Here is an 18,649-nt window from a genome sequence, read left to right on the forward strand (position 1 = left end):
CTCCGCGGCGGCGCACAGAAAATTCCGGCGGGCGCCGGTCCGGCTTCCGTACGGTGGCCGCATGAGTCGGCCACTGCTCTATCTCGACGTCGACGGCCCGCTGAACCCGTATGCCGCCAAGCCCACGAAGCGGCCCGCGGGCTATACGACGATCAGGGCGTCCGTGGGCCGGGCGCGGCCGCTGCGGGTCTGGCTGAACCCCGGGCACGGCGCTGCCCTCCTGCGCCTGCCCTACGACCTGTGCTGGGCCACGACCTGGATGGCCGAGGCGAACCGCTGGATCGCCCCGGTGATCGGCCTGCCCGAGCTGCCGTACGTCGACTTCGGCAAGGTGCTGTTCGCCCACCGATCCGACGGCGTCCACTGGAAGACGCAGACGATCGTCGCCCACGCGGCGGGCCGCCCCTTCGCCTGGGTGGACGACGAACAGTCCCCCGCCGACACCTCCTACGTCACCGCCCACCACCCGGCCCCGGCTCTCCTGCATCACGTGAACCCCCGACTCGGCCTCCGCGACGAGGACTTCACCACCCTGAAGGAGTTCGCGGCGGGCCTGCCCGCGTGAACCGGCCCCAAGGGGCCGCATGCCGAAGCGCCCTTCCGCCAAGGGCGAGAGGGCGCTTCGGCGTGCGGGGCGGTCAGTTGTGGCTGTGCAGGATCTCGTTCAGGCCGCCCCACACCGCGTTGTTCGGGCGGGCCTCGACCGCGCCGGTGACCGAGTTGCGGCGGAAGAGGATGTTCGAGGCGCCGGACAGCTCGCGGGCCTTGACGATCTGGCCGTCGGGCATGGTGACACGGGTGCCCGCGGTGACGTAGAGGCCGGCCTCGACGACGCACTCGTCGCCGAGGGCGATGCCGACGCCCGCCTCGGCGCCGATGAGGCAGCGCTCGCCGATGGAGATGATCACGTTGCCGCCGCCGGACAGCGTGCCCATCGTGGAGGCGCCGCCGCCGATGTCCGAGCCGTCGCCGACGATGACGCCCGCGGAGACGCGGCCCTCGACCATCGACGTGCCGAGCGTGCCGGCGTTGAAGTTGACGAAGCCCTCGTGCATGACCGTGGTGCCCTCGGCGAGGTGCGCGCCGAGCCGGACCCGGTCGGCGTCGGCGATCCGGACGCCCTTCGGGGCGACGTAGTCCGTCATCCGGGGGAACTTGTCGATGGAGGTGACCTGGAGGTGCAGGCCCTCGGCGCGGGCGTTCAGCCGGACCTTCTCGATGTCGTCGACGGCGACCGGGCCGAGCGAGGTCCAGGCGACGTTGGCGAGGTGGCCGAACATGCCGTCCAGGCTCTGCCCGTGCGGCTTCACGAGCCGGTGGGAGAGCAGGTGCAGACGCAGGTAGACGTCGTGCGCGTCGAGCGGCTTGTCGTCGAGGGAGGCGATGACCGTGCGGACCGCGACGACCTCGACGCCCCGGCGGGCGTCCGGACCGATCGCCTTCGCCGCGCCCTCGCCGAGCAGCTCCACGGCCTTCTCCGCGGACAGCCGCTCGGTGCCGGACGGACCGGGCTCCAGGGCGAGCGCGGGCGCGGGGAACCAGGTGTCGAGAACCGTGCCGTCGGCGGCGATCGTGGCGAGGCCGGCGGCCACGGCGCCGGTGGTGCGAGGAGCAGTCATATCGGTCATGAGGGCAACCTAACCGGCCGGGGGCCGCAGAGGCCAACCCGCACAGCGGTGTCTCAGCAAGCGGGCCGGGCAACCCCTGCGACCTCGTGAGTTCCGCCGGTGAACCCGGGGAATCCACGGAGGGAACCTACGGAACGAGGCGGGCCAACGCCTCCCGCGCGTAGCGCTCGTCGTAGGGCGTGTCCGTCAACAGCACCTGTAGGCAGATGCCGTCCATCAGGGCGACCAGCGCGCGTGCGGTGAGCGGGTCCGTGCGGCGGACGAGGAGGGCGACGAGGTCGTCGGCCCACTCGGCGGCGACGGGGCGCAGCGCGGGGCGGCGCAGGGCGGCCAGATAGAGCTCGTACTCCAGCTCGACGCCGGTGCGGTCGCCGGCCAGCCATTCGCCGAGCAGTCCGGCCAGTTCGGCAGACAGGTCGACGCGCGTGTCCGCCAGCCCGCCGCGCGCCGCGACCACCTTGCCGAAGCCCTCGTTGGCCTGCCGCAGGGCGGCGATCATCAGCTCGTCGAGGGTGGCGAAGTGGTACGTGGTGGAGCCGAGCGGCACGTCCGCCTCGGCGGCGACCGAGCGATGGCTGAGGCCGGCCAGGCCCTTCTCGCCGACGACTCTGATCGCCGCGTCGATGATCCGCTGCCGCCGTTCGGGGTCGTAGCGGCGGGCCATCAGTGCGCACCCCCGAGGTTCAGTACCACCACTCCCCCGATGATCAGCAGGACGCCCACGACCTTGGTGAGCGTCAGGGACTCGCCGAACAGGGCCAGGCCCAGGACGGCGATGGCCGCGGTGCCCACCCCGGCCCAGATGGCGTACGCGGTGCCGATCCCGACGCTCTTCAGGGTCTGGGCGAGGAGGACGAAGGAGACGACGTAGCCGACGGCCGTCAGCAGCGAGGGCCAGAGCCTGCTGAAGCCCTCGCTGTACTTCATGGCGGTCGTCGCGGCCACCTCGGCGGCTATGGCGCCGGCGAGCGTCAGATATCCCATGCGTACGAGTGTACACAACGATGCGTACGACCGTACACATCGTTGGAGACATCATCGTACACATCGGCACACAACCCGATACGGCCCTTGTCCCAACTGGCCGCAGATTCGAAAGCGTTATGGAAAGCGCTCCCCCAAACGGCTGAATGCGAGCCACAGGTTCCACTACTGTTTCACCGTTCACATACCGGGCCATCGCAGCCGCGGCAGCCGCCAGAAGCGCCGCTGGAGGAACAGCGCATGCCAATAGACAAGTCCCGGCCGTCCCAGGAACAGCCTTGGGAGAACGGCTGGGCCCCGGACAGTTCCCGGGCCCCCGGAACACGACGCCTGTGGTTGGCCGGCGGTCTCGCCGTGGCCACCATCGTGGCGTGCGTGACCGCAATCGCCTTGAACGACAAGCCTGTCGACGACGAGAAGGCGGCCGCCCGCGAGGGACAGACACTGTCGGACGACGAGACCGCGGGCGGACTGATCTCCTTCGCCTCACCGTCCGCGAGCACGTCGCCGACGCCGACGACGGGGAAGAACAGCACCTCCCCGTCACCGAAGACGTCGCCGTCGGCCTCCTCCTCGCCCAAGCCGCAGGGCAGTTCGACGCCGCACGCCCCGACCGCGCCCTCCGCCTCGCCGACGAAGAAGCCGGCCGCCCCCAAGCCGACCTCCATCCGGCGTTCGGTCCGCTCGGTCAACTACCCCGACCGCTACTGGCATGTCAGCAACGGCGTGGTGAGGCTCGACGAGCCGCGTGGCTCGGAGTCCCGCGAGGACTCCACGTTCACCGTCGTCGCGGGTCTGACCGACAGCTCCTGCTACTCGTTCAGGACGTCAGACGGCGACTACCTGCGGCACCGCGACTTCATCCTGCGCGCCGAGCGCAACGACGGCTCCACCCTGTTCAGGAAGGACGCCACCTTCTGCTCCGTGCCGTCCACGTACTCGGACGCCGTGATGCTGGAGTCGGTGAACTACCCCGGCCGCTTCCTGCGCCACCAGAACTTCACCCTGCGCCTGGACCCGTACGGCTACAACACGAGCAGCCGCTCGGACTTCTCGTTCCGCGTGGTGGCGGCCCTCGGCTGAGCCGCATCGAACACGCACGCAGAGGGGCCCCCGGCGTACCTACGCCGGGGGCCCCTCTGTCGCGTTCTCAGACGTTGAACCCGAGCGCCCGAAGCTGCTCGCGGCCGTCGTCCGTGATCTTGTCCGGACCCCACGGCGGCATCCAGACCCAGTTGATGCGCAGCTCGTTGACCAGGCCGTCCGTGGCGGACTTCGCCTGGTCCTCGATGACGTCGGTCAGCGGACAGGCCGCCGAGGTCAGGGTCATGTCGATCGTCGCGATGTTCGCGTCGTCGACGTGGATGCCGTAGATCAGCCCGAGGTTGACGACGTCGATGCCCAGTTCGGGGTCGACGACGTCGTACAGCGCCTCGCGGAGTTCTTCCTCCGAGGCCGGCTTCATCTCAACGGTCTCGCTCATGCCGTGTTCCTTTCGGCGTCGGCTCCGCCCAGGGCCTGGGCCGTCGCGTCCTTCCATGCCATCCAGCTGAGGAGGGCGCACTTGACCCGGGCCGGGTACTTGGAGACGCCGGCGAACGCGACCGCGTCCTCCAGCACCTCCTCCATCGCGTCGTCGGGCTCGATCCTGCCCTTGGACTGCATCAGCTCCAGGAAGGTCTCCTGGATCTTCTGCGCCTCGGCCAGTTCCTTGCCGACGAGCAGTTCGTTCAGGACGGACGCGCTCGCCTGACTGATCGAGCAACCCTGGCCCTCGTAACTGACGTCCTCGATCTTCGTGCCGTCGTACTTCACACGCAGCGTGATCTCGTCGCCGCAGGTCGGGTTCACATGGTGCACCTCGGCGTCGCCATCGCGCAGACCACGCCCGTGCGGGTGCTTGTAGTGGTCCAGGATGACTTCCTGGTACATCGAGTCCAGCTTCACGGTTTCAGCTCACGCCCTTCAGCCGAAGAAGTTCCGTACGTGCTCCAGACCGTCGACCAGAGCATCGATCTCGGCCGGCGTGGAGTACAGATAGAACGACGCTCGCGTGGTCGCGGGAATTCCGTAGCGCAGGCAGACGGGGCGGGCGCAGTGGTGGCCCACCCGGACCGCGATGCCCTGCTCGTCGAGGACCTGGCCCACGTCGTGCGGGTGGATGTCGCCGAGCGTGAAGGAGATCGCCGCGCCCCGGTCCTCGGCCGTCGTGGGGCCGATGATCCGCAGGTCGGGGACCTCGGCCAGCCGCTTCACCGCGTACTCGGTGAGCGCGTGCTCGTGCGCGAGGATCTTGTCCATGCCGATCGCGGACAGGTAGTCGATGGCCGCGCCCAGTCCGACCGCCTGCGCGATCGGCGGGGTGCCCGCCTCGAACTTGTGCGGGGCGGGAGCGTAGGTCGAGGAGTGCATCGACACGGTCTCGATCATCTCGCCGCCGCCGAGGAACGGCGGCAGGTCCTCGAGCAGCTCCTGACGGCCCCAGAGGACGCCGATGCCGGTCGGACCGCACATCTTGTGGCCGGTGAAGGCCACGAAGTCGGCCTGGAGGGCCTGCACGTCCATCGGCATGTGCGGGGCGGCCTGCGAGGCGTCGATGCAGACCAGCGCGCCGACCTCCTGCGCACGGCGGACTATCGCCTCGACCGGGTTCACGGTGCCGAGGATGTTCGACACCAGCACGAAGGAGACGATCTTCGTCTTCTCGGTGATGACCTCGTCGATGTTGGAGAGGTCGAGCCGACCGTCGTCGGTCAGGCCGAACCACTTCAGCTTCGCGCCCGTGCGCTGCGACAGCAGCTGCCACGGCACGATGTTGGAGTGGTGCTCCATCTCCGTGATGACGATCTCGGTCTCGGAGTCGACCCGGTAGGGCTCGTCGGCCCAGCCGAGCATGTTCGCCACGAGGTTGAGCGATTCGGAGGCGTTCTTGGTGAAGATCACCTCGTCGCGGCTGGGCGCGTTGATGAACGCGGCGACCTTGTCCCGCGCGCCCTCGTACAGCGCCGTGGCCTCCTCGGCGAGCACATGCACACCGCGGTGGACGTTGGCGTTGTAGCGCTCGTAGTACTCGTTCAGGGCGTCCAGCACCTGGCGCGGCTTCTGCGAGGTCGCCGCGTTGTCCAGGTACACGAGCTTCGCGCCGTCGTGGACCTGGCGGTCCAGGATGGGGAAGTCCTTGCGGATCGCCTCTGTGTCGAGGAGGCCCGGCAGCTGTGTCACTCGGATGCGCCACCCTTCGTGTAAGCCTCGTAGCCCTCGTTCTCCAGCTTGTCCGCGAGTTCGGCGCCGCCGGACTCGACGATGCGGCCGCCGGAGAAGACGTGGACGTAGTCGGGCTTGATGTAGCGCAGGATGCGCGTGTAGTGCGTGATCAGCAGGGTGCCGACCTCGCCGGTCTCGCGGACGCGGTTGACGCCCTCGGAGACGATGCGAAGGGCGTCGACGTCCAGACCGGAGTCCGTCTCGTCGAGGATCGCGACCTTCGGCCTGAGCAGCTCCAGCTGGAGGATCTCGTGCCGCTTCTTCTCACCGCCGGAGAAGCCCTCGTTGACGTTGCGCTCGGCGAAGGCGGGGTCCATGTTGAGGCGCTGCATGGCCTCCTTGACCTCCTTCACCCAGGTGCGGAGCTTGGGGGCCTCGCCGCGGACGGCGGTGGCGGAGGTCCGCAGGAAGTTCGACACGGAGACACCGGGAACCTCGACCGGGTACTGCATCGCCAGGAACAGGCCCGCGCGGGCGCGCTCGTCGACGGACATCTCCAGGACGTCCTCGCCGTCGAGCAGCACGGTGCCGCCGGTGATCGTGTACTTCGGGTGACCCGCGAGCGAGTAGGCGAGAGTCGACTTGCCGGAGCCGTTGGGGCCCATGATGGCGTGCGTCTCGCCCTGCTTCACGGTCAGGTCGACACCCTTGAGGATCTCCTTCGTGGCGTTGTCGGCCTCGACGGTGACGTGCAGGTCTCGGATTTCAAGCGTTGCCATGGGTGCCTCAGGACTCCTGGGTGAGGGAGACGAGCACGTCGTCCCCTTCGATCTTTACGGGGTAAACGGGTACGGGGCGCGTCGCGGGAAGGCCGGACGGCTTGCCGGTGCGGAGGTCGAAGCTGGAGCCGTGCAGCCAGCACTCGATCTGGCAGTCCTCCACCTCGCCCTCCGAGAGCGAGACGTTCGCGTGGGAGCAGATGTCGTGGATGGCGAACACCTCCCCCTCGGTACGGACGACCGAGACCGGCGTGCCGTCGAGTTCCACCCGCTTCGGGGTGTCCTCCGCCAGCTCGCTCAGTCCGCAGGCGCGTACGAAGGCGGCCATCAGACGGTGGCCTCCAGCTCGGTCTCGATCTTGGCGAGCAGGCGCTCCTCGATGTCGTCGACACCGATCTGCTGGACCAGCTCGGCGAAGAAGCCGCGGACCACCAGGCGCCGGGCCTCGTCGGCCGGGATGCCGCGGGCCATCAGGTAGAAGAGCTGCTCGTCGTCGAAGCGGCCGGTGGCGCTCGCGTGCCCCGCGCCGACGATCTCGCCGGTCTCGATCTCCAGGTTCGGCACGGAGTCGACGCGGGCGCCGTCCGTCAGCACCAGGTTGCGGTTCATCTCGTAGGTGTCGGTGCCCTCGGCCTTGGCCTCGATGAGCACGTCGCCGATCCACACCGCGTGGGCGCCCTCGCCCTGGAGCGCGCCCTTGTAGGCCACGTTCGACTTGCAGTGCGGGGTGTTGTGATCGACCAGGAGGCGGTGCTCCTGGTGCTGACCGGCGTCGGTGAAGTACAGGCCGAAGAGCTCGGCCTCGCCACCGGTGCCCGCGTAGGTGACGCGCGGGTGCAGGCGGACGACGTCGCCGCCGAAGGTGACCACGAACGACTTGAAGGTGGCGTCGCGGCCGATCAGCGCGTTGTGCTGCGCCACGTGCACGGCCTTCTCGTCCCAGTCCTGGACCGAGACGACGGTCAGCTTGGCGCCGTCGCCCAGGAGGTAGTCGACGCCCGCGGCGAGCACGGCGTCACCGGTGTGGTCGATGACGACGACGGCCTCGGCGAAGGCGCCCAGCTCGATGACCTGGTGGCCGTAGGAGACCCCGCCCTCGCCGTGCACGGCGATGCGGATCGGCTCGGTGAGCACGGTCTCCTTGGGGACCGTGATCACACCGGCCTTCTCGAACGCGGAGTACGCCTGGGCGGCGACGCGGTCCACCGGGGCGCCGGCCTTGCCGAGGCGCGGGTCGGCGCGGTCCACGAGCTCGACGGTGACGCCCTCGGGGGCCTCGACGGCGACCTTGACGCCCTCGCCGGCCGCGACGGCGGTGCCGTCGTGCAGCCCGCGCAGCCGCTCCAGCGGGGTGAACCGCCACTCCTCCTCGCGGCCGTGCGGGACCGGGAAGTCCGCCACGTCGAAGGACGGGGGCGCGCTCATGCGCGTGGCGACGGTCGACTCGGCGGCCACCGCGATCGATCCGGCGGTGGTGGAGGACCCCACCGTGGAGTTCTGAGCCTCAGCCATGGCTGTCGTAGTGCTCGCTTTCTGAAGTCAAGAAGTGTGCCGGCAGATGGGCGGGGTCAGCCGACCGCGCCTTCCATCTGCAGCTCGATCAGCCGGTTGAGCTCCAGCGCGTACTCCATCGGCAGCTCCTTCGCGATGGGCTCGACGAAGCCGCGCACGATCATCGCCATCGCCTCGAACTCGGTCATGCCCCGGCTCATCAGGTAGAAGAGCTGGTCGTCGCTGACCTTGGAGACGGTGGCCTCGTGCCCCATGGACACGTCGTCCTCGCGGACGTCCACGTAGGGGTAGGTGTCGGAGCGGGAGATGGTGTCGACGAGCAGCGCGTCGCACAGCACGTTCGACTTGGAGCCGTGGGCGCCCTCGCCGATCTCGACCAGACCGCGGTACGAGGTACGGCCGCCGCCACGGGCCACCGACTTCGAGACGATGTTGGAGGAGGTGTTCGGCGCCATGTGGACCATCTTGGAGCCGGCGTCCTGGTGCTGGCCCTCGCCCGCGAAGGCGATGGAGAGGGTCTCGCCCTTGGCGTGCTCGCCCATCAGGTAGACGGCCGGGTACTTCATCGTCACCTTGGAGCCGATGTTGCCGTCGATCCACTCCATGGTCGCGCCCTCGTACGCCACGGCGCGCTTGGTGACCAGGTTGTAGACGTTGTTCGACCAGTTCTGGATGGTCGTGTAACGGCAGCGGGCGTTCTTCTTGACGATGATCTCGACCACGGCGCTGTGCAGCGAGTCCGACTTGTAGATCGGGGCCGTACAACCCTCGACGTAGTGCACGTACGCGCCCTCGTCGACGATGATCAGGGTCCGCTCGAACTGGCCCATGTTCTCCGTGTTGATCCGGAAGTAGGCCTGGAGCGGGATCTCGACGTGCACGCCCTTCGGCACGTAGATGAAGGAGCCGCCCGACCACACCGCGGTGTTCAGCGACGCGAACTTGTTGTCGCCGACCGGGATGACGGTGCCGAAGTACTCCTTGAAGAGCTCCGGGTGCTCCTTCAGCGCGGTGTCGGTGTCGAGGAAGATGACGCCCTGCTCCTCCAGGTCCTCACGGATCTGGTGGTAGACGACCTCGGACTCGTACTGGGCCGCGACACCGGCCACGAGGCGCTGCTTCTCCGCCTCGGGGATGCCGAGCTTGTCGTACGTGTTCTTGATGTCCTCGGGCAGGTCCTCCCAGGACTCCGCCTGCTTCTCCGTGGAGCGCACGAAGTACTTGATGTTGTCGAAGTCGATGCCGGAGAGGTCGGAGCCCCAGTTGGGCATGGGCTTCTTCTCGAAGAGCCTGAGGCCCTTGAGGCGGAGCTTCGTCATCCACTCGGGCTCGGACTTCTTGGAAGAGATGTCCTTGACGACATCGTCGTTGATGCCGCGCTTGGCAGAGGCACCGGCCACGTCGGAGTCGGCCCAGCCATATTCGTAGTTGCCCAGACCCTCGAGCTCGGGGTGGGCAGTCTCCTCGATGGGGAGCGTCATGCGGGGTTCCTCCCGGCGGTACTTGCAGATGCTTGGTGGGTGGCTGTGGAAACTTTGGGGATGAACGTCGTGCAGACGCCGTCGCCGTGCGCGATGGTCGCCAGTCGCTGGACGTGGGTGCCGAGCAGCTGGGAGAAGATCTCGGTCTCCGCCTCACAGAGCTGCGGGAACTTCTCCGCGACATGGGCGACGGGGCAGTGGTGCTGGCACAGCTGCTCGCCGACCGGTGCGCTGCGCGCCGTAGCAGCGTACCCGTCCGCGCTGAGGGCCTTGGCCAGGGCTTCGGTGCGCTCTTCGGGGGCGGCGGCCTCGACCGCCTTGCGGTACTCGGCGGCCTGTTCGGCGATCCGCGCGCGGGCGAAGGCGACGACCGCCTCCTCCCCGCCCAGGCGCTCCTGGATCCAGCGCAGGGCGTCGGCGGCGAGCTTGTCGTAGGACTGGTCGAAGGCGTCGCGGCCGCAGTCGGTGAGCGCGAAGACCTTGGCGGGGCGGCCGCGGGTCCGCGCTCCGTACACCTTCTGCTCGCGGGCCTCCACGACGTCGTCGGCGACCAGTGCGTCGAGGTGGCGGCGGACGGCGGCCGGGGTGAGGCCCAGGCGTCCGGCCAGCTCGGTCACGGTAGAGGGCCCGTGGTCCAGGATGGACCGCGCGACCCGGTTGCGCGTCGAGCGCTCTCCGGTCGCGAGCTCCTCCTGGGGGGTCCCTGTGCGGGCCTCCCGAGCCTCGCCGACGTTTTTCACAACGCCATTGTTGCGTAATTCCTCGGAGGCAGGCAAGCCGGGCCCTGTCCGCCGGACGGTGCCCTGCGTCACTTAGGCATACCTAATCTGACCTGGGGAAACGATCATTGATCGATCAAACCGGTGGCGTCGGCCCGGCCCGTCCGCAAGACTGCCGGACCATGCCCATACCCTCTCCGACCGGCCCTCTTGTCACCCGCGACACAGTCGCCGCACAGTTGCTCGGACTCGGCGTCCAACCCGGTGAAACGCTCCTTCTGCACTCCTCGCTCAGCTCCCTCGGGTGGGTCTGCGGAGGCGCCGTCGCGGTCGTCCGGGGAGTGCTGGACGCGCTCGGTCCGGACGGCACCCTGGCGGTTCCGACCCAGTCCGGCGACCTGTCGGACCCCGCGCTGTGGAGCAATCCCCCGGTGCCCCGGGACTGGTGGCAGGCGATCCGGGCGTCCATGCCCGTGTACGACCCGCTCATCACGCCCTCCCGCGGGGTCGGGGTGATCCCGGAGACCGTCCGCACCTGGCCCGGCGCCCTGCGCAGCGCGCATCCGCAGACGTCGTTCGCGGCGCTCGGCCCGCGGGCGGCGGAGATCACCGAGGGCCACGCGCCCGACTGCCGGCTCGGCGAGCGCAGCCCCCTGGCCCGTCTGGAGAAGCTGGGGGCGCGCGTCCTGCTCCTGGGCGCGGGCTACGACGCCTGCACCAGCTTCCACCTGGCCGAGTACCGGATCCCGTCCCCGCAGGTCACGGTGGGCCGGCCGGGGCAGGACGGCTGGGAGGCGGTGCCCGAGGTGTCGATCAGCTCGGACCGCTTCGACCAACTGGGGCATGACTTCGAACGCGACCGTGCCGTCGTGCGCGGCCGGGTGGGCGCGGCCGACGTACGGCTGTTTCCGGTCGCGGACGCCGTGGCCTACGCCGAACGATGGCTGCCGCTGCACCGGTCCCGCGAGGAGGAGCTCTGAAGGCCGGTTTCGACGGCGGGCTCGAGGACGGATTTCGAAAGCGCCCGCCCCGGCCGCCGTCGCGCATGGCCACTTCCCGTACCCCCTGGTCCGAGCCCCCGCCCGCGAACCTAGACTCTTGAGCCATGCGAAGTGAGCCTGTCGTACGGGTCCAGGCCCTGGTGAAGCGGTACGGGACGAAGACCGCGGTGAACGGCCTCGACCTGACGGCCGGGCCGGGCGTCACCGCCGTCCTCGGACCCAACGGCGCCGGCAAGACGACCACGATCGAGACCTGCGAGGGGTACCGCAAGCCGGACTCCGGCGCGGTGTCCGTCCTAGGCCTCGACCCGGTGCGACAGGCCGCCGACCTGCGCCCCCGGATCGGGGTGATGCTCCAGTCGGGCGGCGTGTACTCCGGTGCGCGGGCCGACGAGATGCTCCGGCACGTCGCCCGGCTGCACGCGCACCCGCTGGACGTCGACGCCCTCGTCGAGCGCCTGGGCCTCGGCTCCTGCGGCCGCACGACTTACCGTCGCCTCTCCGGCGGCCAGCAGCAGCGCCTCGCGCTGGCCATGGCCGTCGTCGGCCGCCCCGAGCTGGTGTTCCTGGACGAGCCGACGGCCGGCCTCGACCCGCAGGCCCGCCGCGCCACCTGGGACCTGGTACGGGACCTGCGCGCGGACGGCGTCTCGGTCATCCTGACCACCCACCACATGGACGAGGCCGAGCAGCTCGCCGACGACGTCGCGATCATCGACGCGGGCCGGGTCATCGCCCAGGGCTCGCCCGAGGAGCTGTGCCGCGGCGGCGCCGAGAACACCCTGCGCTTCACCGGCCGCCCCGGTCTCGACGTCGCCTCGCTGCTCAAGGCCCTGCCCGCCGACAGCTCCGCCGCCGAGCTGACCCCGGGCTCCTACCGGGTCAACGGCAAGGTCGACCCGCAACTGCTGGCCACGGTCACCTCGTGGTGTGCGCAGCACGGGGTGATGCCGGACCGGATCTCGGTCGAACGGCACACCCTGGAGGACGTCTTTCTGGAGCTCACAGGCAAGGAGTTGCGTTCATGATCCCGGCTCACACACGGATCTGCCGGGGGTCCGGGGGTCGTCCCCCGGGAAGGCACAGCCTTGAGCTGACCGGCAAGGAGCTGCGCTCGTGACCGCCACCGGCGCCTACACCCCCCGGCCCGGCGCGGCCCCCCTCCCCCGCATGATCGCGACGCAGGCGGCGCTGGAGACGAAGATGCTCCTGCGCAACGGCGAGCAGCTGCTGCTCACCGTCGTGATCCCGGCGCTGCTGCTGGCCCTGTTCGGCAGCGTGGACATCGTCGACACCGGCGCGGGCGAGGCGGTGGACTTCCTCGCCCCCGGCATCCTCGCGCTCGCCGTGCTGTCGACGGCCTTCACCGGGCAGGCCATCGCGACCGGCTTCGAACGCCGCTACGGGGTGCTGAAGCGGCTCGCCGCCTCGCCCCTGCCCCGCTGGGGTCTGATGACGGCGAAGACGCTGTCGGTGCTGGTCACGGAGATCCTCCAGGTGATCCTGCTGACCGCGATCGCCTTCGCGCTGGGCTGGGACCCGCACGGCAACCCCTTGGCCGTCCTGCTCCTGCTCGTCCTGGGCACTGCCGCCTTCTCCGGCCTCGGGCTGCTGATGGCCGGCACCCTGAAGGCGGAGGCGACGCTGGCCGCGGCCAACCTGGTCTTCCTGCTGCTCCTCGTGGGCGGCGGGGTGATCGTCCCGCTCGACAAGTTCCCGCCCGCCGCGCAGGACGTGCTCGGCCTGCTCCCGATCACCGCCCTCTCCGACGGCCTGCGGGACGTCCTCCAGCACGGCGCGGGCATGCCCTGGGGCGACCTGGGGATCCTGGCCGTGTGGGCGGTCGTCGGACTCGCGGCGGCGGGGAGGTTCTTCCGCTGGGAGTAGCCACGGGCAGCGGAGACCGGCGACACGGGGGACCCTCGTGAAAGCGTGCACAAGCGGCCGCCTACGATGGGACGCGTGCCAAAAGTGACCCGCGCCGACGCCGTAGCCGCCGTGCGCAACCCCCTCGTCTTCATCGCCGCACGCTGGACCCCCACACCCCGGACGGTTCAGCGGGCGGCCCTCTTCGCGCTCGTGATGTCCGTGGTCATCGTGGTCACCGGCGGCGCGGTCCGGCTCACAGGCTCCGGCCTGGGCTGCCCGACCTGGCCGAAGTGCACCGCCGACTCGCTCACCGCGACCAGCGCGATGGGCTTCCACGGCGCCATCGAGTTCGGCAACCGCATGCTGACGTACGTGCTGTGCGCCGCCGTCGGCTGGGCGATCATCGCCGCGCGCTCGGAGAAGCCGTACCGCCGGAGCCTGACCCGGCTGGGCTGGGCGCAGTTCTGGCTCGTGATGGGCAACGCGGTGCTCGGCGGGATCGTGGTGCTCGTCGGCCTCAACCCGTACACGGTCGCGGCGCACTTCCTGCTCGCCTCGGCGCTCACCGCCGTCGCCACGCTGATGTGGCAGCGCACCCGGGAGGGCGACGGGACGCCCAAGCCGTTGGTCGGCGCGTCCGTGCAGCAGCTGGTGTGGTTCCTGGTCGTCGCCTCGGCGCTGCTGATCGCCGTCGGCACGGTGGTCACCGGCTCCGGTCCGCACGCGGGCGACTCCAGCGAGGTCGAGCGGATGCCGCTGGACTGGGAGACTGTGGCCAAGCTGCACGCCGTGCTCGCCTGGATCGTCGTCACGCTGACCTTCGCCCTGTGGTTCGTGCTGAAGGCGGTCGACGCCCCCAAGGGCCCGCTGGACCGCACCCGGGAGCTGTTCCTGGTCCTCCTCGCCCAGGGCGCCATCGGCTACGTCCAGTACTTCACGGACCTCCCGGAGGTCCTGGTCGGCGCGCACATGTTCGGCTCCTGTCTGGTGTGGATCGCGGTGCTGCGCGTGCTGCTGGCGTTGCGCGAACGCCCCCTGACGACGATCGACCTGCCGGGCCCTGCGACCGAGGCGACGGTCGGCACGCGCGCGTAGACCCGCGCCTGCGTCAGGCTCACGTGCTTCAGCCTTACGTACTTCAGCCGTACGTGCTTCAGCCGTACGTCTTGACGAGGTCGTCGATCGCCGGGCCCAGGTAGCCCCGGGTCAGTTCGCCTCTGCGGCGCGGCCAGTTCTCGGCGGCCTCCATGGGCCGCCCGTACCGGCGCCGCTCGATGTCCTCGACGACCTCGACCGGCGCCCCGAGCCCGGGCAGCACGTCCAGCGCCCCCCCGCTTGGAGACGAGCCGGCCCTCGCGCAGGGTGACGGCGGCGCGGGCGTACGTCAGCATTCCCAGGTCGACCCAGACGTCCCGGTGCCAGAGGTGGGCCCTGTCGAGCGCGGGCCGCCAGAAGTCCCGCTGGTCGCGGACGACGAAGTCGCCGAGTTCGCGGTCCGTCACCGGTGGCAGCAGGGCGCGGGGCGACCGCCCGTGCAGCACCCGGCCGAAGTCGTGCAGTTCGCGCCGGGTCACCGGGGTGACGGGCCGCCGGAACAGCTCGCCGTGGGCCCACGTCAGGTGCCGCCGCCCTGGCTCTGCCGCCCTGGCGGGGGTCAGGTAGGTGCAGTGCAGCTGCGGGGCGAGCGGCTCGCCCCGCAGCCGGGCGTGCAGCCGGGCCAGATCCCACACCGCGCGCGGCGTGAGGGGCCCGGCCGGCATCGCGACGAGGTCCAGGTCGCTGCGGCCCTCCTGGTAGTCGCCCCCCGCGAGCGAGCCGTGCGCCCATACGGCGACGGGGCCCGGGCGCGACAGCTCGGCGAGCCCGGTCAGTGCTGCCAGGAAGCGGTCCAGCAGGGCGTTCGTGCGGGTCGTCATCCGCCCAGTCTGTACAGCTCACTCCAGCCCGTACACCCTGCGCGCGTTGCCCGCCGCGATCAGGCCCGCCACCCGCTGGGCGTCCGTCAACGACCACGCGCCCTCCGCGACCCAGGTGCCCAGCACCCGGGCGAGGGCCTCCCGGAACAGCCGCGCGGCGACCACATGCAGCTCGGGCAGCCCCTGGGCCCCGCTGGAGAACAGGATCTTGCCGAAGGGGGCCAGTTCCAGGGTCTCCGCGAGGATCGTCGCGGCGCGGGCGCCGGTCCGTACGAGGGCCGCGCCGGAGTCGGCGTAGACGTGCGAGAAGACTCCGGCGAGGTGTGCGGCGTGCCGGTGGTACGGGTAGCCGTGCAGCAGGACGAGGTCGGTGCCGAGGCCGGCGGTCGCCCGGACGAAGTCGGTGAGCAGGACGGGGTCGGTGCGGTCGATGCGCGCCCCCGGCGCCCCGAGCCCCGCGTGCAGTTGCAGCGGCAGGCCCGAGGCGACGGCGATCCACAGCAGGTGCCGCAGCAGCACCGGGTCGCTCAGCTCGCCGCCGACCCGGCGGGCGGCCAGCCAGCGGCCCGCCGCGCCGCGCACCTCGCCCGGGCCGGGCGGCTCGGGCGCGAGAGCCAGACCGTGCCGGACACCGGCGACGGAGGTGAAGGCCACGGCGTTCACGGCGGCCGCGTGGACCGCCTCGGCGAGGTTGGCGAGGAAGGACTCGACGGTGCCGGAGGTGTCGGCGACCTGCTCCGCGAGGAGTTCCAGGCGCACGATCTCGCGGGCCTCGGCAGCGCCCGCGGAGGCCAGCTCGCCCGGTCCGGTGAGGTCGCCGGGCAGCCCCGTGTCGACCAGGTACGTCGTGATGCCGCTGCCGCGCAGCAGCCGGCGGCCCGCTTCCAGTACGCCGAGCTCACGACGCCGGGCGAGATAGCGGGCGGGCGGCGAGTGCGGTTCCAGGCCGAGCAGCGGGGGGCACCAACGGCGTACCGCGAACCCCGTCTGGGTGTCGAAGAGCGTCGTGCCCGGGGCGGGCGGGCCCTCGGTGCGGGCCAGCTGGGCCTCGAACGTGCCGAGACCCAGCTCCGTTCTCAGGACACCGTGGCAGTACTGGTCCACCAAGGACGGCGTTTCGATCATCCGGACTCCCCGGGCGCTGGACCACGTCGCTTCCACGGGGCCTAACGGGTGACCGGGGTGTCAGGTGTTGCTGTGCAGCCGTTTGTTGCTGCTCAGCCGTTCTTCGGTCCGCCGACCTGGATGCCCGCCATCCGGGTCCACTCGTAGCGGCCCGTGGTCACCTTCGACGCGAACTCGCCGTCGAAGGACTCGTGGACGGTGATCCCGGCCTTCTCGACGGCCTTCTCGGCGACCGCGACCGAGGGGGCCACCAGGTCGCCCCAGCCGCCGTCCTCGCCGACGAGGACGATCCGGGCGCCGCGCTCGCCGATGTACGCGACCTGGCCCTCGGCCCCGCCGTGCTCCTTGGAGAAGGCGCTGATCTGCTTGGCGAGCCGCGCCGCGGTGCGCTCGGCCTTCTCGTCCTGCTTGGTGTCTGCCATGGCCAGGATGCTACCGACGGGTAGAACGAACGGCGACGGCCGGGGTGCGTGGCCTTGACCACGCACCCCGGCCGTCTCGCCGCACCGAGGGGCTCGCCGCAGGAGAGGCGCCGACTGTGCCATCTCATGACATCGGCTCCTCGCTGTCAGGCTCGGCGGGCGTGGGACGCGAGGCGATCGGCGAGCTCGATGACGAGGTCGCGCAGTTCAGCGGGGCGCTCGATGACGAACGGCCGGTCGAGTGAGGCGAGTACCGGGGGCAACCAGTCGAGCCGCTCCGCCCGCAGCTCGACGCGCAGCCAGCGTTCGGTTGCCCGGTCCTCGCCTGCCGCCGGCTCGCGCTCCTCCAGGCTCGCGACGCCGGCGGGAAGGCGGGCGCGGATCTGCTCGACCGTCCCGTGGATCCGCAAGGTCACCTCATGCCGGTACTCAGCCGTGGCGAATCCTGACAACACGCGCTGTGCCGGACCGGGACCCGCCGGCGCTTCGAATGAACCGGGCAGGGTCCGCGCGTCTGCGATGCGATCGAGCCGGAGGGTTCGGTCCTCGCCGATCCGGGCGTCCTTGCCCGTGACGTACCACCGGCCCGAATGGGCGACGATCCCGTACGCGTGCAGTGTGCGTTCGCTGCGCCGTCCGTCACGGTCGGTGTAGCGGATCGAGACCGGCCGGCGGTGGCGCACCGCATCGGCGATGGTGAGCAGGACCCCGGCGTCCGGGGTGTCGAACTCTCCGGGCTGTTCCGTGAAGGCGAGGGATTCCAGGAGTGCGTCGAGCCGGCGGGCGATGTGCTCGGGCAGCACCCTGCGGATCTTCGCCGATGCCGTCTCGTTTGCCGTGCGCTGCGTCGTTGTCAGCCCTGCCCGGCGGCCGGCGACCAGACCGAGCAGGACGGCCAGCGCCTCGTCGTCGCTGAGCATGAGCGGAGGCAAGCGGTACCCGGGGGCGAGCCGGTACCCGCCGTAGCGGCCGCGCACCGATTCCACGGGCACGTCGAGGTCGATCAGCTGGTCCACATACCGCCGCACGGTGCGCCCTTCGACGCCGAGCCGGCCGGCCAGTTCGGCCACCGTCCGGGTGCCGCCCGACTGCAGCAGCTCCAGGAGTGTCAGCACGCGGCCAGTGGGTCGAGGCATGTGCACAACCTAGCGCGAATACAGGACCGATTCTGTCCACTATTTCTCCTAGCCTGCGACGTGCACGCCTCCAGCACAGCCAAGGAGATCCCATGGACTTCGTCTCGATCCGCATCATCACCAGCGACGTAGCGCGCCTCGTCGAGTTCTACGAGCGAGCCACAGGAGTGCGGGCGACGTGGGCCACCGAGGACTTCGCCGAACTCAAGACCCCGGGCGCCACCCTCGCGATCGCCGGCACCCGCACCGTCCCGCTGTTCGCCCCGGGCTCTGCCCGCCCGGCGGACAACCACAGCGTGATCACCGAGTTCCTCGTCGACGACGTGGACCGCGTTCACCAGAACCTGACCGGCTTCGTCACCGACTTCGTCACCGAGCCGACCACGATGCCCTGGGGCAACCGGTCGCTGCTGTTCCGCGACCCCGACGGCAACCTCGTCAACTTTTTCACCCCCGTCACCCCGGCGGCTGTCGAAAAGTTCGCACGCTGACGCCACGCACAGCCGCTCACGCGGGAGCCCTGAGATCCCAGGGCTCCCGGTGAACGCGGCCACCGAGTCCAGGAGCGCCACCAGCGGGGGCACGGGAACGCACCGCTGCCCCCGAAGGACGTCTGCGCTTGTGCCTGCGGATCGACGCCTGACGTCCGATCGCACACGTCGCTGCGGAAGCCGGGATCTCCCGCCGCTGCCTGGCCAAGTGGTACGCCCGCACCCGCGGACATCCCGCAGCAGCTCGCCTTCGAGGACTTCGCGCAACCAAGGTCCCGAGACACCCCAGCTAGTGCCGCGGCAGGCAACGTTTGCCCGTCAAGGAGCGGCGTCCGGTGCGTGCTCTCGGTGTGCCGGCCGGAAGTCCTCGTACTGGACGTAC

At 70.4% G+C, this 18,649-nt stretch carries 21 protein-coding genes and 2 pseudogenes; 8 read left to right on the plus strand and 15 right to left on the minus strand.

Translation table 11 applies throughout. From position 1 onward, the window contains the following. Nucleotides 1-61 precede the first annotated feature (61 nt). On the plus strand, nucleotides 62-565 hold the full coding sequence (locus AB0J04_RS33060) for a hypothetical protein (protein WP_363172305.1): 504 nt from the start codon (nucleotides 62-64) through the stop codon (nucleotides 563-565). Nucleotides 566-638: 73 nt separating this feature from the next. Here the strand turns inward: AB0J04_RS33060 and dapD are convergent, their stop codons facing one another. The 3 genes from dapD to AB0J04_RS33075 all read right to left on the minus strand — a co-directional run bounded on the left by dapD (nucleotide 639) and on the right by AB0J04_RS33075 (nucleotide 2,612). Continuing rightward, entirely contained in the window at nucleotides 639-1,628 is a 990-nt protein-coding gene (gene dapD, locus AB0J04_RS33065) for a 2,3,4,5-tetrahydropyridine-2,6-dicarboxylate N-succinyltransferase (protein ID WP_363172306.1), read from the minus strand. 127 nt (nucleotides 1,629-1,755) lie between these two features. Further along, nucleotides 1,756-2,292: a TetR family transcriptional regulator gene (locus AB0J04_RS33070; protein ID WP_363172307.1), complete on the minus strand. Its 537-nt coding sequence runs from the start codon at nucleotides 2,290-2,292 to the stop codon at nucleotides 1,756-1,758. Continuing rightward, nucleotides 2,292-2,612 carry a multidrug efflux SMR transporter gene (locus AB0J04_RS33075; RefSeq protein WP_363172308.1) on the minus strand — a complete coding sequence of 107 codons (321 nt, stop codon included), beginning with the start codon at nucleotides 2,610-2,612 and terminating at the stop codon, nucleotides 2,292-2,294. The genes AB0J04_RS33070 and AB0J04_RS33075 overlap by 1 nt, the downstream gene beginning before the upstream one ends. Nucleotides 2,613-2,852: 240 nt before the next feature. Here AB0J04_RS33075 and AB0J04_RS33080 point away from each other — a divergent pair, with 240 nt between their 5' ends. Beyond that, nucleotides 2,853-3,695 carry an AbfB domain-containing protein gene (locus AB0J04_RS33080; RefSeq protein WP_363172309.1) on the plus strand — a complete coding sequence of 281 codons (843 nt, stop codon included), beginning with the start codon at nucleotides 2,853-2,855 and terminating at the stop codon, nucleotides 3,693-3,695. Between the two features lie 67 nt (nucleotides 3,696-3,762). Here AB0J04_RS33080 and AB0J04_RS33085 read toward each other — a convergent pair whose 3' ends face one another. Genes AB0J04_RS33085 through AB0J04_RS33120 form a run of 8 tightly spaced genes read right to left on the minus strand, consistent with a single transcriptional unit; the run spans nucleotide 3,763 to nucleotide 10,328 of the window. Then, nucleotides 3,763-4,095, minus strand: a complete 333-nt coding sequence (locus tag AB0J04_RS33085; RefSeq protein WP_030677253.1) for a metal-sulfur cluster assembly factor — start codon at nucleotides 4,093-4,095, stop codon at nucleotides 3,763-3,765. Next, nucleotides 4,092-4,559 (minus strand): Fe-S cluster assembly sulfur transfer protein SufU, encoded by a 468-nt coding sequence (gene sufU / locus AB0J04_RS33090; RefSeq protein WP_363172310.1) that lies wholly within the window; start codon nucleotides 4,557-4,559, stop codon nucleotides 4,092-4,094. Before sufU ends, AB0J04_RS33085 begins: the two co-directional genes overlap by 4 nt. Nucleotides 4,560-4,577: 18 nt before the next feature. Beyond that, entirely contained in the window at nucleotides 4,578-5,834 is a 1,257-nt protein-coding gene (locus AB0J04_RS33095) for a cysteine desulfurase (protein ID WP_363172311.1), read from the minus strand. After that, a complete protein-coding gene (gene sufC / locus AB0J04_RS33100; RefSeq protein WP_363172312.1) occupies nucleotides 5,831-6,595 on the minus strand; it encodes a Fe-S cluster assembly ATPase SufC in 765 nt (254 codons plus the stop codon). Before sufC ends, AB0J04_RS33095 begins: the two co-directional genes overlap by 4 nt. Before the next feature lie 7 nt (nucleotides 6,596-6,602). Beyond that, nucleotides 6,603-6,923: a non-heme iron oxygenase ferredoxin subunit gene (locus AB0J04_RS33105; RefSeq protein WP_363172313.1), complete on the minus strand. Its 321-nt coding sequence runs from the start codon at nucleotides 6,921-6,923 to the stop codon at nucleotides 6,603-6,605. Continuing rightward, entirely contained in the window at nucleotides 6,923-8,107 is a 1,185-nt protein-coding gene (gene sufD / locus AB0J04_RS33110; protein WP_363172314.1) for a Fe-S cluster assembly protein SufD, read from the minus strand. The genes AB0J04_RS33105 and sufD overlap by 1 nt, the downstream gene beginning before the upstream one ends. A gap of 56 nt (nucleotides 8,108-8,163) precedes the next feature. Then, nucleotides 8,164-9,588, minus strand: coding sequence for a Fe-S cluster assembly protein SufB (gene sufB / locus AB0J04_RS33115; RefSeq protein WP_363172315.1), 1,425 nt, complete (start codon nucleotides 9,586-9,588; stop codon nucleotides 8,164-8,166). Beyond that, nucleotides 9,585-10,328, minus strand: coding sequence for a metalloregulator ArsR/SmtB family transcription factor (locus tag AB0J04_RS33120; RefSeq protein ID WP_363172316.1), 744 nt, complete (start codon nucleotides 10,326-10,328; stop codon nucleotides 9,585-9,587). Before AB0J04_RS33120 ends, sufB begins: the two co-directional genes overlap by 4 nt. A gap of 161 nt (nucleotides 10,329-10,489) precedes the next feature. On the opposite strand from AB0J04_RS33120, the gene AB0J04_RS33125 reads away from it, so the two are divergent. The 4 genes from AB0J04_RS33125 to AB0J04_RS33140 all read left to right on the plus strand — a co-directional run bounded on the left by AB0J04_RS33125 (nucleotide 10,490) and on the right by AB0J04_RS33140 (nucleotide 14,272). Then, nucleotides 10,490-11,287 carry an AAC(3) family N-acetyltransferase gene (locus AB0J04_RS33125; protein WP_363172317.1) on the plus strand — a complete coding sequence of 266 codons (798 nt, stop codon included), beginning with the start codon at nucleotides 10,490-10,492 and terminating at the stop codon, nucleotides 11,285-11,287. 125 nt (nucleotides 11,288-11,412) lie between these two features. Further along, nucleotides 11,413-12,336: an ABC transporter ATP-binding protein gene (locus tag AB0J04_RS33130; protein ID WP_363172318.1), complete on the plus strand. Its 924-nt coding sequence runs from the start codon at nucleotides 11,413-11,415 to the stop codon at nucleotides 12,334-12,336. Between the two features lie 142 nt (nucleotides 12,337-12,478). Further along, entirely contained in the window at nucleotides 12,479-13,195 is a 717-nt protein-coding gene (locus AB0J04_RS33135; protein WP_363172324.1) for an ABC transporter permease, read from the plus strand. Between the two features lie 66 nt (nucleotides 13,196-13,261). Continuing rightward, nucleotides 13,262-14,272: a COX15/CtaA family protein gene (locus AB0J04_RS33140; RefSeq protein WP_363172319.1), complete on the plus strand. Its 1,011-nt coding sequence runs from the start codon at nucleotides 13,262-13,264 to the stop codon at nucleotides 14,270-14,272. 58 nt (nucleotides 14,273-14,330) lie between these two features. Here the strand turns inward: AB0J04_RS33140 and AB0J04_RS33145 are convergent. From AB0J04_RS33145 to AB0J04_RS33160, 4 genes and pseudogenes are all read right to left on the minus strand, one after another. Next, nucleotides 14,331-15,093 (minus strand): annotated as a pseudogene (locus AB0J04_RS33145) (nucleotidyltransferase domain-containing protein). Nucleotides 15,094-15,111: 18 nt separating this feature from the next. Then, nucleotides 15,112-16,218, minus strand: coding sequence for an amidohydrolase family protein (locus AB0J04_RS33150; protein ID WP_363172320.1), 1,107 nt, complete (start codon nucleotides 16,216-16,218; stop codon nucleotides 15,112-15,114). A gap of 92 nt (nucleotides 16,219-16,310) precedes the next feature. Then, nucleotides 16,311-16,640, minus strand: a complete 330-nt coding sequence (locus tag AB0J04_RS33155; protein ID WP_363172321.1) for a hypothetical protein — start codon at nucleotides 16,638-16,640, stop codon at nucleotides 16,311-16,313. 146 nt (nucleotides 16,641-16,786) lie between these two features. Beyond that, a complete protein-coding gene (locus tag AB0J04_RS33160) occupies nucleotides 16,787-17,776 on the minus strand; it encodes a YafY family protein (RefSeq protein WP_363172322.1) in 990 nt (329 codons plus the stop codon). Nucleotides 17,777-17,868: 92 nt separating this feature from the next. Between AB0J04_RS33160 and AB0J04_RS33165 the strand changes: the two genes are divergently transcribed. Both AB0J04_RS33165 and AB0J04_RS33170 read left to right on the plus strand, forming a co-directional pair. After that, nucleotides 17,869-18,267 (plus strand): VOC family protein, encoded by a 399-nt coding sequence (locus AB0J04_RS33165; protein WP_363172323.1) that lies wholly within the window; start codon nucleotides 17,869-17,871, stop codon nucleotides 18,265-18,267. 105 nt (nucleotides 18,268-18,372) lie between these two features. Continuing rightward, nucleotides 18,373-18,494, plus strand: a pseudogene (locus AB0J04_RS33170) (leucine zipper domain-containing protein); the annotation flags it as partial. Nucleotides 18,495-18,649 lie beyond the last annotated feature (155 nt).

The organism is Streptomyces sp. NPDC050263 (assembly GCF_040655955.1).
Classification (GTDB): domain Bacteria; phylum Actinomycetota; class Actinomycetes; order Streptomycetales; family Streptomycetaceae; genus Streptomyces.